Here is a 15,707-nt window from a genome sequence, read left to right on the forward strand (position 1 = left end):
CGAAAAAATCGTTTCTTTGTGCTTTCAAATTCAGCAGCGTATCATCATGGATCAAAATGTTAAATACATCTTCGTTACCGGAGGTGTTTCTTCCTCGTTGGGGAAAGGGATTATTTCTTCTTCTTTGGCTAAATTACTGCAGGCAAGAGGATTCTCGGTTACCATTCAAAAATTAGATCCGTACATTAACATTGACCCCGGAACACTAAATCCGTACGAACACGGCGAATGCTATGTTACTGACGACGGAGCGGAAACGGATCTTGATCTCGGACATTACGAACGTTTTTCGAATACCCCCACTTCACAAGCCAACAACGTAACCACCGGCCGGATTTACCAAAATGTGATTAACAAAGAACGCCGGGGAGAATACCTCGGCACCACAGTACAGGTAATTCCGCATATTACTGACGAAATCAAACGCAGTGTACGCTTGCTGGGACAAACCGGAAAATATGATTTTGTCATTACTGAAATCGGCGGTACTGTTGGTGATATCGAGTCATTCCCGTTTGTGGAAACCGTTCGTCAGATGAAATGGGAACTGGAAAACCGCTGCGTTGTCATTCATTTAACACTGGTACCTTATTTGCGGGCAGCTGGTGAGCTGAAATCAAAACCTACCCAACACTCAGTAAAAAAATTACTGGAACAGGGAGTACAGCCGGATATTATCGTCTGCCGAACCGAAAAACCACTTTACGAAGGCATTAAACATAAAATTGCCCAGTTTTGTAATATTCGTCCTTCTTCGGTCATTGAATCGCTCGATGCAGAAACCATTTATGATGTCCCGCTGATGATGCTGGAAGAAAAGCTGGATGTGGAAGTATTGAAAAAAACCAACACTCCGATACCGGAAAAAGTGGATTTAGACAACTGGAAACGCTTTTTAAACAACCTGAAAAATCCAAAATACGAAGTCAATATCGGATTGGTAGGAAAATACATTGAGCTGAAAGATGCGTATAAATCCATTAACGAAGCTTTTGTTCATGGTGGAGCCATGAACCAGACCAAAGTAAATATCCGGCGGATTCAGTCGGAAAATATTACCGCTGACAATGCCAGAGAACTTCTGAAAGGACTGGACGGAATTCTTGTAGCACCCGGATTTGGCAACCGGGGAATTGAAGGGAAAATTGAAGCCATCCGTTATGCACGCGAAAATAAAATTCCTTTTTTGGGTATTTGTCTTGGCATGCAATGTGCCGTTATCGAGTTTTCGCGAAATGTACTGCATTTAAAAGGCGCCCATTCTACCGAGATGGATCCCGACACACCCTATCCGGTGATTGATATCATGGAAAACCAGAAAAAGATCAAGAATCTCGGCGGCACCATGCGTCTCGGAGCTTATAATTGCAAGCTCAACCGGGAATCAAAAAGTTATGCCGCTTATGGTAAAGAAATGATCCGTGAACGTCACCGCCACCGCTATGAATTTAATAATGCTTACCGCGACGCTTTTGAAAAAAACGGAGTACGGCTGGCCGGAATTAATCCGGAAGAAGACCTGGTGGAAATTATTGAAATAAAAGACCATCCGTGGTTTATAGGGGTACAATTCCACCCGGAATACCGCAGTACAGTAAAACAACCCCATCCGCTTTTTGTCCATTTTGTAAAAGCAGCACTGGAGCACAAAGGAAAAAAGTAAACCATCATTCCTTTCAAGGTTGACATTTACAATTTGTTTTCTATATCAAATTTTATTCTGACATAATTGTCTATTTGTGAGTTGACTTGCGCATTTCCTTTAATTATATCGCGTGATCTAACGTATTAGTGCTTGAACCTGCGGTGAAACAAAAATCTTAATTGTTTTTCTTGACATCTTTTTCAAATATTTATATATTTGAAAGCACGTAACCAACTGTTTAAATGAAGATTGTGTGCTGCAATACCGGTATGCGCTTTTGGTTCATTTCAATCCAAAAGCACTTTGATTTATAAGTATATTTTTTATTAAAAAAGGAGGTACTATGAAAAAATATCTACAAAAGTATTTTGCAGTAATATTCTTTCTTATAACCATCTCATACAGTTATTCCCAAAATTTCCAGTTTCAATCGCTAAAAAATTTATACGGAGGCACCGTAAATACCATTGCCAACGTGGGAACAGTCACTCTATATGCAGGAACCAATACTGGCATTTACTGCTCATCAGATCACGGAAAACACTGGGAGAAAGAACTGGACGGGTTAACAGTCAATAAAATTGTAGCCTATTCCAAAGATCAGATTTATGCAGGTACCAGCAATGGCCTTTACGAAAGAAGGGCCGACCATTGGAACAAAATCACAGGATTTACTGATGGCGTTGTAAATGATATTGGCATTTTATCATCCGGAGTAATTTTTGTCAGTGTACAAGGCGAAGGTCTTTTCAAGGGCAAAGCCGGTGACACTATTTTTTCTGAAGTTACTACATTAGGTTATTCTTCTTATAAATATCACATTACCTGTAATAATGAGACGGTTTTTGTAGACCGCATGATGTCTAATGACGGAGGGGAAACCTGGGAAAAACTGGAAAATGGCTGGCCCGAATTCCGAAGTCTTAACACTATTGGAGCAAATATGACCGACAGCCTGATCATTGCCGGAAGTGACAACGGAGTTTTTCGATATAACTTAAAAGACCAAACCTGGGAAAATTTGAATCTTTATCAATCTTGCCTTGATATTACCATTGACGATGGTGGTCATATTTTTCTCGGCTCAGCCGGCGGCGTTTATTACTCTTCTAACCGCGGCGATAACTGGCAACAAATTAACACTGGCCTGCTCGGAGCTTATGTTCCTGCAGTATGTATCATGGCGGATTCCGTTTATGCTGCTACTCTTTACGGGATAAATGCCTGTGAAATCGGACAAACATCTTGGGGAACAGCGAATACAGGTATTACTGAAGTACCGGTTTATGCTGTATTACCACTGGAAAATTATCTACTCATCAGCTCGGGAAGAGGAGTCATACGCACTAAAGACGACGGAATTTCGTGGGAACCTACTCTCCGTATGGATGTAGGTATTGATTTTGAAGATCGCGTTTCAAAATTCTTGCAAACAACCGACGGAAAAATCTACGCAGGAACAATGACCGGACTTTACTACTCTAACGATCAGGGTCATACATGGTTTATTAACCGAGAATATTCAGGACAACAAATTTATGATTTTGTTTTTGACAAAAACGGAGACCTGCTAAAAGCAACTGCCGATGGAATTTACCGGTCAGCGGATAATGGGCTGACGTGGACAAAGCTTAACGAAGACAATGATCTTGGCACCATAACCTGCATTACGACTGACGATAATGACAATATTTATGCCGGAACCTACCAAGGTATTTATGCTTCAAACGATGGAGGAAAAACATGGACAGATATTGCACAAGACTCTTTGAAAAATTTCCGTTTTGTTCGCTTAATTCAACATGGAAATTATGTTTATGCCGCCACTTCCAACGGAATCTTTACCTATGATATCTTTTACAACAACTGGTCAGAAAGTCAGACCGGGATGGGCGAAAAGTATGTTACCGATCTGATTCGTACAACAGATAATAAATATTATGCGTCCACGCTTTCCGGAATCTATTTTTCATCTGACAGTTGTGCCAGTTGGCAAGCTATCGACATGGGCAGCGCGAACAAGAATGTTCAGTGCATGGCATTCGATTCCAAAGGAAATTTTTATTACGGAACAACCAATAACGGTGTTTATACTTCTAAGACATCACTAACCGGAATATCAGAACCAACAAAACAAAAAGATTTTGCTTTATCAAACGCCCCCAACCCTTTCCAAAATCGGACGACCATTACCTACATATTACCCGAAAGCAAAACAAAAATACCGGTAACGCTTACGGTTTTGAATATGTTGGGACAAAAAGTAGCTGTTTTGTACCATGGCGAACAATTTCCGGGAGAACATCAAATAACTTTCACCCCAAAAAATCAAAAACCAGGAATCTATTTTGTTGTACTTAAAGTGGGAGAAAAACAGATCTTAAAAAAGATGCTGCTAAATAATACCGATTGAAAATCAAAATGCGCTAAAAGAACATTTTAAAATACAATTGGTATAAATAGACAAACCCAACCTCTTAAAACATCAAGACTTCCAATAAAAAAATCCCCTTCCGGTAAGAAGGGGATTTTTTATGACGAAAAGAATAATGATTATTTATTTTTCTTTTCTTCTTTTTCAAGGTCTGACTTCAGATTAGCCAAAACGTCCAAATCGCCGAGTGTGGTTTTTTCCAGTTTCTCGTTCAATTTTTTCACCGCACGTTTTGTACTCTTCACATCTTCTTTGCCTGAACCTTTCCGTTTTTCCGGTTCCTGATAGGTTTCCAGATGCGACAAAATGATTTTCTTATTGTCTTTGGAAAACTCAATGACTTTGAAATCCACTTTGTCGTCTACTTTCAGGGAAGTACCGTCGGCTTTTTTCATATGACGGGTAGGAACAAAGCCTTCCACACCATAAGGCAAAGCAACCACAGCACCCCGGTCTAAAACATTAATGACAGTACCTTCATGAACCGATCCTGGAGTAAAGACGGTTTCGAAAACATCCCACGGATTTTCTTCGAGTTGTTTGTGTCCCAGGCTCAGACGACGGTTTTCTTCGTCTACATCCAAAACTACCACATCTATTTTTTCACCGATTTTGGTAAATTCGGCCGGATGTTTGATTTTTTTCGACCAGGAAAGGTCGCTGATGTGAATTAAACCATCCACACCTTCTTCAATCTCAACAAAAATGCCGAAGTTGGTGAAATTACGAACAGTAGCAGTATGTTTGGAACCTACCGGATAACGGTCGCGAATATTTTTCCACGGATCCGGAATCAGCTGACGCATACCCAACGACATTTTACGCTCTTCGCGGTCGAGTGTTAAAATCACAGCTTCCACTTCGTCGCCTACTTTCAGGAAATCCTGAGCAGTACGCAGATGCTGCGACCATGACATTTCCGAAACATGGATCAGTCCTTCCACTCCGGGAGAAATTTCGATGAAAGCACCGTAATCGGCAATCACCACTACTTTTCCTTTTACTTTGTCGCCTACTTTCAGGTTCGGATCCAGCGAATCCCACGGATGCGGGGTTAACTGTTTCAGACCAAGGGCAATCCGTTTTTTGTTTTCGTCAAAGTCAAGAATAACCACCTTCAGTTTCTGGTCAAGTTCTACTACTTCAGAAGGATGATTAATCCGGCCCCATGAAAGGTCAGTAATATGGATCAAACCGTCCACACCACCCAGGTCAATAAATACACCGTAAGAGGTAATGTTTTTGACAGTTCCTTCCAGAACCTGTCCTTTTTCGAGCTTGGCAATAATTTCTACTTTCTGAGCTTCCAGTTCTTCTTCGATCAATGCTTTGTGCGAAACCACCACATTCTTGTACTCCTGATTGATTTTCACCACTTTGAATTCCATGGTTTTATTCACGAACACATCGTAATCGCGGATGGGTTTCACATCAATCTGTGAACCGGGGAGGAAAGCTTCAATGCCAAATACATCAACAATCAAACCACCTTTGGTACGGCTTTTTACATAACCGTTAATAATCTCTTCTTTTTCGTATGCTTCGTTAATACGTTCCCACGATTTCAGGATACGGGCTTTTTTATGAGAAAGAATCATCTGGCCAGAGGCATCTTCCTGATTCTCAACATAAATTTCTACCGTATCACCCACTTTTAAATCGGGGTTGTAACGAAATTCGTTATAAGGAAGCACACCATCCGATTTATAGCCAATGTTAACGACTACTTCACGGGAATTGATAGAAACCACTTTTCCTTCAATCACCTCGTGTTCGGTAATCGAGCTGAGTGTTTTGGAATAAACTTCTTCCAACTTAGCCCGTTCTTCTTTGGAATAGCTGTCTTGTTTGGTGTTCAGCGCATCCCAGTCGAACTCTTCCGGTTCGGCGGTTTTTTCCGCTTTTTCTTCCGTTTTTGCTTCTTCGGCCGGAGCTTCTTTTACTTCTGCTTCCGGTTGTGCAACGGGTTCAGCTTTAGGCTCTTCGGCTTTTTCTGCTGCCGTTTCTTCTGCGGCAACTTCTTCTTTTTGGGGTTCTTCAGCAGTTACTTCTTCTTTTTTTACTTCTGCTGCTTTAGTTTCATCTACGGGAGCTTCCTTTTCGGGAGTTTCGTTGATGTTTTTTTCGTTATCTGACATTAAAAATAACTTGTGTTTCATTTCAACCGTCCGATACTTGTGAAAATGAAACGGGTTAAACCATACTTTTTACTTGTTTTAAAAAATTGACGAATAAAACTTTACGCCAACCTCGGACCTTTTAAAACAAGGCTGCAAAATTAGGAATTTTTCTTTTAAATTTTAAGCCGGATTCCATTTTTTATTTTTACGGACATACCCGACAAAAACAAACTGACAATCAAATAATTATCGTTAAAAACCAAATTCCAGATCCAGCTTATCTTTTAACTGGTTTAACACAGGATATTCTTTGGAAAGCTTCTCAAAACGTTCACGATCAGTATAAGCTTCTTTTTTTACCATCTGCGTATCCACAATGGCATCAAGCGTAATTTGGTTATTGTTGAGTTCTTTTTTCAAAAAATCAAGCAGAACATTGACATTGAGCTTGTCTTCTTTGATTACAATATTGGGGACATGATATTCAATCCGGAAATTCTCTTTTACCACCGGATTTCCCTTTGAAAGCGTAAGTGCAAAACTGGGCGACCGGCTTTTGTAACTTTCAACAAATTGTTGCCATACCGTTTCCAGTTTTTCCTGCGAAAAAGGCGTGGCAATTACCGGTTCGTCTCCTTCTTTTTTCCCATTCTCTTTTGCTCTCAAAGCCTGAAGGGTTTCTTTAATTGAGATATTACGCATACTGCTGCGTTTTGCCCCTACAGAAGCCCCATTTTCTGTTGCCGGCTTGGTCGTTTTTTGGGTTGTCGGAGGCGTAAAAGTTTTCTCCTGAGGAGCGGGTTCCGGAGTTTTTTTGTCCTTTTCAACAGACACTTGGGGAGGAACTGTTTTTTCAACAGGCGGCTCTTCTTTAGGTTCAGACAAATCGGAAGAAACCGGTTGTTTTTCCTGTGGCATGACCGGTTTTTCTTCTTTTCCGGCAACAGGAACTTTTTCCGGAGACGGCGTAACCGTTTTTTCATAAACCGGCGGCTTCTCAGTGGAAACAGAAACCGTCTGTTCTTCGGTTACCGATGGCATTCCTTTGGCCAGTGTACTCAGGCGGGTAAGCGCAATCTCCACATGCAACCGCTTATTGTTACTTGATTTATAATCCAAATCGTATTGATTACAAATGTCAAGTGCCTGAAAAAGCAAGGCTGTACTACAGCGAGCGGCTTGCTCTTCGTAATGTTTCCGGAGTGCCGGACTGGTTTGCAGTAATTTGGCGGTTGTTTTATTCTTTGCAACCAGCAGATTCCGAAAATGGTCATTTAACCCGCTTAAAAAATCCTGTCCGTCAAAACCGTTTTGCAGGATTTCATCCAAAATAAGTAAAAGCGCGGTGAATTCTCCTTTTAGCAATGCATCGGTAACCCGGAAATAATATTCATAATCCAGGATATTCAGATTCTCGATAACATCTTTGTACGTAATTTTTTTCCCGCTGTAACTTACAATCTGATCGAAGGTCGAAAGGGCATCGCGCAAAGCGCCGTCCACTTTTTGGGCAATAACATGCAACGCTTCTTCCTCCGCTTCAATTCCCTCATTGCGGGCAACAAAAGCCAAATGATTGGCAATGTCTTCCACCTGAATACGGCGAAAATCAAAAATCTGACAACGCGAAAGAATAGTGGGTATAATTTTATGTTTTTCGGTGGTCGCCAGAATAAATTTAGCATATGACGGAGGCTCCTCCAGCGTTTTTAAAAAAGCATTAAAAGCCGCAGTAGAGAGCATGTGTACCTCATCAATAATGTACACTTTGTATTTTCCTGATTGAGGCGGAATACGTACCTGATTGACCAGATTCCGGATATCATCTACTGAGTTATTGGAAGCGGCATCCAGTTCATGAATATTAAAAGAGGCATTTTCATTAAACGCACGGCACGATTCACATTCGTTACACGGCTCACCGTCAGGGGTTGGATTCAGACAGTTAATGGTTTTTGCCATGATGCGGGCACAGGTTGTTTTTCCCACTCCACGCGGACCGGTAAAAAGAAAAGCCTGTGCCAAATGTCCGGTAACAATGGCATTTTTCAAGGTAGAAGTAATGGCATCCTGCCCTACAACCTGCGCAAAAGTAGACGGACGATATTTTCGTGCTGAAACAATATAGTTCTCCATAAACAATCCGGATTTGGGAAGTCAAAAGTAAGAAATTAAACTTTGTACCAAAAGATAATCCAAACAAAACCCGATGATTTTTCTTGCTGTGGAAAACCAGCATTCATCTTTTATGCACGGGCAAAGCAACTGGGTAAAAACAAAAAATCCGGGCATTGGTTAATACCCGGATTCCTATTATGGTAACAGATTTTTTCTTTTAGGCCAATTTATTCACATGTTTGGTAATCTTTGATTTCAGATTGCCCGCTTTGTTCTTATGAATAATTTTTTTCTTTGCCAGTTTGTCAATCATTGCATACAGTCTGGGCATCTGCTCGGCAGCTTCTTTTGGGTCGGTCAGTGCTCTGAATTTCTTCACTGCATTACGTACTGTTTTGGCATAGTAACGATTATGCACTCTTCTCTTTTCGTTTTGTCTGATTCTTTTGAGAGCTGATTTATGATTAGCCATAATTCTAATTATTGTTTTTATAATTCCTTTTGGGGCTGCAAAATTAAATAAACTTTTAATATAAAAAAGACTTTCTATCTTTTTTTCATATTTATTCTGTTTTTATCTCTCCGGTCAACACCGGTTCGTCCAACAAAACGACACCGGTAAGCCTTACCCGGTAAAACCGATTGTGTTCCAACCCCTTTTGCTGGATAAGAACCGGAATATAATGTTCACCATAACCCAAAGCAAAACCTTCTTCATTGAATTGTTCGATAAGTACAGTCTGTTCTTTGCCAATCCATGATTTCCGGTAACGCAGTTTCATTTCATCCGACAGGCTGCGAATAATTGCAGAACGACGGTTTTTTTCTTTTTCCGGAATCTGATCGGGCATACGTTCTGCACGGGTTCCTTTCCGTATGCTGTATTTAAACGTATGGATATGTCCAAACTGTAATCGTTTGGCCATGGCTACACTTTCCTGAAAATCGGCTTCCGTTTCACCCGGAAATCCGACAATAATGTCAGTGGTCAAATGGAAATCAGGATAGCGCCGGCGGATTTCAGCCACCATTTCTTCAAACAATTGTGCGGTGTACATGCGTCGCATCCGTTTTAAAATCGTTTCCGAACCACTTTGCAAACACAAATGCAAATGCGGAGCAAGTTTGGGATGAGAAAACAAACGGAAAAAACTCTCGGTAAAGCCGTCCGGCTCCATGGAAGAAATTCGCAACCGGAAATCACCCGGAAGCTCCAGGATCTTTTCCACCAATTGTTCAAAATCAGTATCTCCATCTTGATACCGGCCAATATTCACTCCGGTCAGCACCACTTCTTTAAACCCAAATTCCACGACCTGACGGATGTTTTCAAGCACATCAGCTACCGGCCGACTGGTTGCCCGGCCACGAACTTTAGGAATAATACAATACGTGCAGAAATTATTACAGCCATCCTGAATCTTAATCAGGCTACGCGTGTGTAACGTGGTCTTTGCCGCTTCATAACCAAAAAGATCTTTTTCAAAACGGTCGGGTGTCACCACTTCACCCTGTGTCCAGGCTTCCACCAAAGAAGGAATGGCCGATTTATGGTCATTATCCACAACAAAATCGACTTTTTCCCCCTCTTCCAGGCTCTCCTTGTAATTGGTAGCCATACAGCCTGTTACAATCTTTAACGCTTCCGGATGTTTCCGGAAAACCTGATTCATCACCTGTTTTGACTTCCGGTCACTTTGGTTGGTTACCGTGCAGGTATTTACCACATACACATCGGCATCTTCCGAAAAGTCAACGACTTCGTAGTCCATTTGGGTGAATTCTGAAATCAGTGCATCCGTTTCAAATAAATTTAACCGGCACCCCAGTGTTTTAAAAGCAATTTTTTTCTTCATCATCTTCTGTTTACCGGTTCCGATTTTTCAACAGCAACCAAGTCTCCTTCCATCGAAAAAGAAGCAGCACTATGTATTTTCACCTGTACAAACTGTCCGATGAGTTTTTCATCATCCGAAGCAAAACGCACAATCAGTTTCCCTTCGGTCAATGCCGACAGGTAACCGTTTTTCCGGTCTTTCCCACGCACCAAAACGGTCATCGTTTTTCCGATTAAACTTTGATTATAAGCCAGCGAATGCTTCATCAGTTCTTCAGTAAGCATATGATAACGGGCTTTTTTCACTTCTTTTGGGATATCATCGGCCCAACGCGAACTCACTGCGCCCGGTCGGGGTGAATATTGTGCGATATAAGCCATGTTGTATTGAAATTCTTCCATCGCCCGACGGGTATTTTCAATCTGTTCTTCCGTTTCGCCGGTAAAACCGACAATAATATCGGTAAACAGCGTCGCTTCAGGAATCAACCGGCGAATGGTTTGCACAATATGACGGTACCGTTCCACCGTATGTTTCCGGTTCATCCGTACCAACATGGCATCATCACCCGATTGTATGGGCAAATGAATTTGTTTGGCCAGACAAGGATACCGGGCAATTACTTCAATTACTTCATCGGTCATATCCCGCGGATGCGGCGAAGTAAAATAGACCCAAAATTTCTCTTTTCTCTGGTTTCCAAACTCGCCAATCATTTGCAAAAGCTCGGCAAAAGAGACTTCTTCTCCTTTTTTATCCAGTCCGTAAGAATTGACATTCTGCCCCAGCAGGGTAATGCTTTTATATCCATTTTCCACCAAATGGCGCAATTCGTCCATAATTTCACCGGAAGGACGCGATACTTCACGTCCCCGGGTATAAGGAACCGCACAATACGTACAAAATTTATTACATCCGTTTTGGATAGGAATATACGCTTCCCATCCCGAACCATATTTTGGGGTGATGTGCCAGAATTCTTCAATGCCCTTCTCGGGATGTTTTTCTTTTTCCGTTTCCACGGGCAAAGCCGCTTTTTTCATCCGAAAAGCCGCTTCATTCCGGCTTTCTTTTTCGGGCCATTCCATTTCCTGCAGCCCTTTATCCATCGCCTGCATTCCGGCGGGTGTTACGATACCATACTGATGAATCATGGTGGGCAATTCGGGCAATTCATTCATGGTAAATACCAAATCGAACTGCTTCAGGAATTTTTCACGGTCAGCCGGCAAAACGCAACCGGTAACAAAGGTGATCAGGTTTTTTTTATTTTTCCACCGGTTCCATTTCTGAATACGGGAATACACTTTATCGATGGCTTTTTGCCGCACCGAACAGGCAATAACCCCCAACAAATTGGCTTCCTCTTCCCTATCGGTTGGCTCAAAACCCATTTCATCCAGCACCCGCTGTACTCTTTCGCCATCCGAAATGTTCATCTGGCATCCCAACTGTAAAATAAAATATTTCATGTTTCTTTCTTGTGCTATTCCCGTCAAAATGATTCCGTTATACCGGCCAATATTCAAATTTTTCAAACCTTGTTCTACCGGTTATTCAGAAATCCGTTTGGGGAGTGCAAAAGTACATATTATACCTGAATTACCCTTTAGAAAGCAAATTACAAACTGAATCAAAGTCTCTTGATGATTAATCCGTTTCAAAACCGCTATACAAACTTAAAATTCTTCCTTATCACAGAAGCAATAGATAACACGTTTAACCGTTGAAATAGGAGAATGGAATACTTGAAATATGATGCATTCTGCCGGACAATAAAAAAATACCATCCGACAAATCACAATCGTGAATTTTTCACAATTTTCTTCATTTCAAATAAATTTAATATGCACTATGTTTCATTTATCCATATCTTAGCACAAAAAATTTATCATTAATATCATTAATCTTATGGAAAGATCAGCGTTAAACCAATACGGAATTCATGATGTAAAAGAAATTTTACATAATCCGTCTTATGAAACACTTTTTGAAGAAGAAACCAAACCCGGTTTAGAGGGGTATGAAAAAGGGCAGGTTACCGAACTGGGAGCCGTCAATGTAATGACCGGCATTTTTACGGGACGGTCACCAAAAGACAAATACATTGTCATGGATGACGTTACCCGGGATACCATCTGGTGGAACAATCCGATTTCACCCAATGATAACAAGCCCATTTCACCTGAAATCTGGAAAGACCTGAAAGAAACCTCAGCACGTCAGCTCTCGGGAAAAAGACTTTTTGTAATGGATAGTTTTTGCGGTGCAGATAAAGCATCGCGGATGAAAGTCCGTTTTATCACCGAAGTAGCCTGGCAGGCCCATTTTGTAAAAAATATGTTTATCCGGCCTACGGAAGAAGAACTGGAAAATTACGGTGAACCTGATTTTGTAGTCCTGAATGCATCGAAAACGGTCAATAAAAAATGGAAGGAACACGGCCTGAATTCAGAAGTCTATACGGCATTTAATCTGACCGAAAGAATGCAGGTTATCGGCGGAACCTGGTATGGCGGTGAAATGAAAAAAGGCATTTTTGCCATGATGAACTACTATCTGCCGTTAAAAGGAATGGCTTCGATGCACTGTTCGGCCAACATGGGAAAAAAAGGCGATGTCGCCATCTTTTTCGGCTTATCCGGCACCGGAAAAACCACCCTTTCCACCGACCCGAAACGGTTGCTCATCGGTGATGACGAACACGGATGGGATGACAACGGAGTATTTAATTTCGAAGGCGGTTGTTATGCCAAGGTAATCCATCTCGACAAAGAAGCAGAACCCGATATTTATAATGCCATCAAACGCAATGCTTTACTTGAAAATGTTACGGTGGATGAAAATGGAAAAATTGATTTTGATGACGATTCGGTTACCCAAAACACACGGGTTTCTTATCCGATTTACCACATCAAAAACATTGTAAAACCGGTTTCACGCGGCGGACACGCCGAAAAGGTTATTTTCCTGAGTGCAGATGCTTTTGGTGTTTTACCTCCGGTTTCCAAGCTGACCAAAGAGCAGACAAAATACCACTTCTTATCCGGATTTACCGCCAAACTGGCCGGTACCGAGCGGGGAGTTACCAGTCCGCAACCGACTTTCTCGGCCTGTTTTGGAGAGGCTTTCCTGTCGCTTCACCCCACAAAATACGGTGAAGAGCTGGTAAAAAAGATGGAGCAAAATAATACGAAAGCTTATCTTGTAAATACGGGCTGGAACGGAACCGGCAAACGAATCTCCATCAAAGACACCCGCGCCATCATTGATGCCATTCTGGATGGTTCCATTGAAAAAGCAGAAACCAAAACCATTCCCATTTTTAACCTTGAAGTGCCCACGGCCCTTCCTAATGTCGATCCGGATATTCTTGATCCGCGCGATACTTACAGCAATCCTTCGGAATGGGAAGAAAAAGCCAAAGACCTGGCTTCACGGTTTATTGAGAACTTTAAAAAGTATACCGATACCGAAGAGGGACAACGTCTGGTGGCCGCCGGACCACAACTCCCCTAACAACCTTTCCTGGTCACAAAACAAAAGGCTGCCTTGTAGGCAGCCTTTTGTTTTATAATAAACTCAATGCCTAAGCATCAATATTGGCATATTTTGCATTGGCTTCAATGAAAGCTCTCCGTGGCGGCACATCATCTCCCATCAACATGGAAAAGACATGATCGGCTTCCGAACCGTTTTCGATGGTAACCTGCCGCAAAGTACGGCGGGCCGGATCCATCGTTGTGGCCCAAAGCTGTTCGGCGTTCATTTCACCAAGACCTTTGTATCGCTGAATATGAATTCCCTTATCCGTTCCGTCGGTAGAAAGCTCACTCACAATCTGGGCTCTTTCTTCCTCGGTCCAGCAATAACGTTCTGTTTTTCCTTTCCGGATCAAATAAAGCGGCGGTGTGGCAATGTAAACATACCCGCGCTCAATCAATTCGCGCATGTAACGGAAAAAGAAAGTCAAAATCAGCGTAGCAATATGGCTACCATCCACATCAGCATCGGTCATGATGATAATTTTATGGTAACGCAGTTTCTCGATATTCAATGCTTTGCTGTCTTCTTCTGTTCCCAAATGCACCCCAAGAGCGGTATAAATATTTTTTATCTCTTCACTTTCAAAAATCCGGTGAGGCAATGCTTTTTCCACGTTCAGAATTTTTCCCCGCAAGGGAAGAATCGCCTGAAAACGTCTGTCACGCCCCTGTTTAGCGGTTCCACCGGCCGAATCACCCTCCACAAGGTAAATTTCGGATACTTGCGGGTCGCGTTCGGAACAATCTGACAACTTACCGGGCAAACCGGAGCCTGTCAATACATTTTTCCGCTGTACCAATTCCCGGGCTTTCCGTGCAGCATGACGGGCCGTAGCGGCCAAAATCACTTTTTGTACAATGGTTTTGGCTTCCTTGGGATGTTCTTCCAGATAAATGGCCAAATGTTCGCTCAACATCTGATCCACAGCACCCATTACTTCAGAGTTTCCCAGTTTTGTTTTGGTTTGTCCTTCAAACTGCGGTTCCGCCACTTTTACCGAAATCACCGCGGTTAATCCTTCGCGGAAATCATCGCCATTGATATCATACTTTAACTTGGCCAGCATCCCCGACTTTTCAGCATAACTTTTTAACGTCCGGGTAAGCGCCCTGCGAAATCCGGAAAGGTGCGTTCCGCCCTCATGCGTATTGATATTATTTACATACGAATGGAGATTCTCGGTAAACGATGTATTGTATTTCATGGCGACTTCAATGGGAATCCCATTTTTCACGCCTTCCATGGAAATAACTTCCGGGATCAGTGCTTCGCGATTTTCATCCAGATACTCAATAAAATCGACCAACCCGTTTTCCGAGTAAAAAACCTGCTGAAGAGGATTTCCGTTCTCATCTGTTTGCCGTTCGTCGGTAAGTGTAAGACGAATACCTTTATTCAGGAAAGCCAGCTCGCGCAAACGGGTAGAAAGCACATCAAAGCTGTACGTTGTGGCCGTAAAAATGGTATTATCCGGAATAAAATGAATTTCTGTTCCGGTTTTATCCGTTTCGCCAATTACTTTTACCGGTTCCAGCGGTTTTCCTCTTTCGTATTCCTGATGGAATATTTTCCCTTCGCGATAGATGGTAGCAATCATCCGGGTAGAAAGCGCATTCACACAGCTTACCCCTACGCCATGCAATCCGCCGGAAACTTTATAAGAACCTTTGTCAAACTTTCCACCGGCATGCAATACGGTCATTACAACTTCAAGAGCCGAACGGTTTTCCTTTTCGTGTATGCCGGTAGGAATTCCACGTCCGTTATCAGAAACCGTAATGGAATTGTCTTTATGAATGGTAACAAAAATTTCATCGCAATAACCGGCCATGGCTTCATCAATGGAATTATCCACCACTTCGTAAACCAGGTGATGAAGTCCTCTTTCACTGATATCGCCAATATACATCGCCGGACGTTTTCGTACGGCTTCCAAGCCCTCCAGTACCGTAATATTACTGGCATCATACTGATTAGCTGCGTTTTTCTGTTCGTCTGTCATAATT

Annotated in this window: 9 protein-coding genes; 3 read left to right on the forward strand and 6 right to left on the reverse strand. The window is 42.1% G+C overall.

Annotated features, from left to right (window positions below):
- Positions 1-46: 46 nt before the first annotated feature.
- Both LA303_RS10830 and LA303_RS10835 read left to right on the forward strand, forming a co-directional pair.
- Positions 47-1,663, forward strand: a complete 1,617-nt coding sequence (locus LA303_RS10830) for a CTP synthase (protein WP_240527137.1) — start codon at positions 47-49, stop codon at positions 1,661-1,663.
- 325 nt (positions 1,664-1,988) lie between these two features.
- Complete coding sequence (locus LA303_RS10835) at positions 1,989-4,058, forward strand: T9SS type A sorting domain-containing protein (RefSeq protein WP_240525413.1); 2,070 nt, start codon at positions 1,989-1,991, stop codon at positions 4,056-4,058.
- Between the two features lie 140 nt (positions 4,059-4,198).
- On the opposite strand, the gene rpsA is transcribed toward LA303_RS10835, so the two are convergent.
- From rpsA to LA303_RS10860, 5 genes are all read right to left on the reverse strand, one after another.
- Positions 4,199-6,217 carry a 30S ribosomal protein S1 gene (rpsA, locus tag LA303_RS10840; RefSeq protein WP_240525414.1) on the reverse strand — a complete coding sequence of 673 codons (2,019 nt, stop codon included), beginning with the start codon at positions 6,215-6,217 and terminating at the stop codon, positions 4,199-4,201.
- Between the two features lie 234 nt (positions 6,218-6,451).
- The gene (locus tag LA303_RS10845) at positions 6,452-8,335 is read right to left on the reverse strand and encodes a DNA polymerase III subunit gamma/tau (RefSeq protein WP_240525415.1); all 1,884 of its coding nucleotides are present in this window, start codon (positions 8,333-8,335) and stop codon (positions 6,452-6,454) included.
- Positions 8,336-8,534: 199 nt separating this feature from the next.
- The gene (gene rpsT, locus LA303_RS10850) at positions 8,535-8,789 is read right to left on the reverse strand and encodes a 30S ribosomal protein S20 (protein ID WP_240525416.1); all 255 of its coding nucleotides are present in this window, start codon (positions 8,787-8,789) and stop codon (positions 8,535-8,537) included.
- Between the two features lie 91 nt (positions 8,790-8,880).
- Positions 8,881-10,176 carry a tRNA (N(6)-L-threonylcarbamoyladenosine(37)-C(2))-methylthiotransferase MtaB gene (gene mtaB / locus LA303_RS10855; protein ID WP_240525417.1) on the reverse strand — a complete coding sequence of 432 codons (1,296 nt, stop codon included), beginning with the start codon at positions 10,174-10,176 and terminating at the stop codon, positions 8,881-8,883.
- Complete coding sequence (locus LA303_RS10860) at positions 10,173-11,627, reverse strand: MiaB/RimO family radical SAM methylthiotransferase (RefSeq protein WP_240525418.1); 1,455 nt, start codon at positions 11,625-11,627, stop codon at positions 10,173-10,175. Before LA303_RS10860 ends, mtaB begins: the two co-directional genes overlap by 4 nt.
- Before the next feature lie 439 nt (positions 11,628-12,066).
- On the opposite strand from LA303_RS10860, the gene pckA reads away from it, so the two are divergent.
- Positions 12,067-13,674: a phosphoenolpyruvate carboxykinase (ATP) gene (gene pckA / locus LA303_RS10865; RefSeq protein WP_240525419.1), complete on the forward strand. Its 1,608-nt coding sequence runs from the start codon at positions 12,067-12,069 to the stop codon at positions 13,672-13,674.
- 70 nt (positions 13,675-13,744) lie between these two features.
- Here pckA and gyrB read toward each other — a convergent pair whose 3' ends face one another.
- The gene (gyrB, locus tag LA303_RS10870; protein WP_240525420.1) at positions 13,745-15,703 is read right to left on the reverse strand and encodes a DNA topoisomerase (ATP-hydrolyzing) subunit B; all 1,959 of its coding nucleotides are present in this window, start codon (positions 15,701-15,703) and stop codon (positions 13,745-13,747) included.
- Between the last annotated feature and the right edge of the window lie 4 nt (positions 15,704-15,707).

This window comes from Candidatus Sulfidibacterium hydrothermale (assembly GCF_020149915.1).
GTDB classification, from domain to species: Bacteria; Bacteroidota; Bacteroidia; order Bacteroidales; family F082; genus Sulfidibacterium; species Sulfidibacterium hydrothermale.

Bases quoted from the DNA above. Each gene is read 5' to 3' on its own strand.
- rpsA (WP_240525414.1), bottom strand. From the start codon at position 6,217: ATGTCAGATAACGAAAAAAACATCAACGAAACTCCCGAAAAGGAAGCT.
- LA303_RS10845 (WP_240525415.1), bottom strand. From the start codon at position 8,335: ATGGAGAACTATATTGTTTCAGCACGAAAATATCGTCCGTCTACTTTT.
- rpsT (WP_240525416.1), bottom strand. From the start codon at position 8,789: ATGGCTAATCATAAATCAGCTCTCAAAAGAATCAGACAAAACGAAAAG.
- LA303_RS10860 (WP_240525418.1), bottom strand. From the start codon at position 11,627: ATGAAATATTTTATTTTACAGTTGGGATGCCAGATGAACATTTCGGAT.
- gyrB (WP_240525420.1), bottom strand. From the start codon at position 15,703: ATGACAGACGAACAGAAAAACGCAGCTAATCAGTATGATGCCAGTAAT.
- mtaB (WP_240525417.1), bottom strand. From the start codon at position 10,176: ATGATGAAGAAAAAAATTGCTTTTAAAACACTGGGGTGCCGGTTAAAT.
- LA303_RS10835 (WP_240525413.1), top strand. From the start codon at position 1,989: ATGAAAAAATATCTACAAAAGTATTTTGCAGTAATATTCTTTCTTATA.
- pckA (WP_240525419.1), top strand. From the start codon at position 12,067: ATGGAAAGATCAGCGTTAAACCAATACGGAATTCATGATGTAAAAGAA.
- LA303_RS10830 (WP_240527137.1), top strand. From the start codon at position 47: ATGGATCAAAATGTTAAATACATCTTCGTTACCGGAGGTGTTTCTTCC.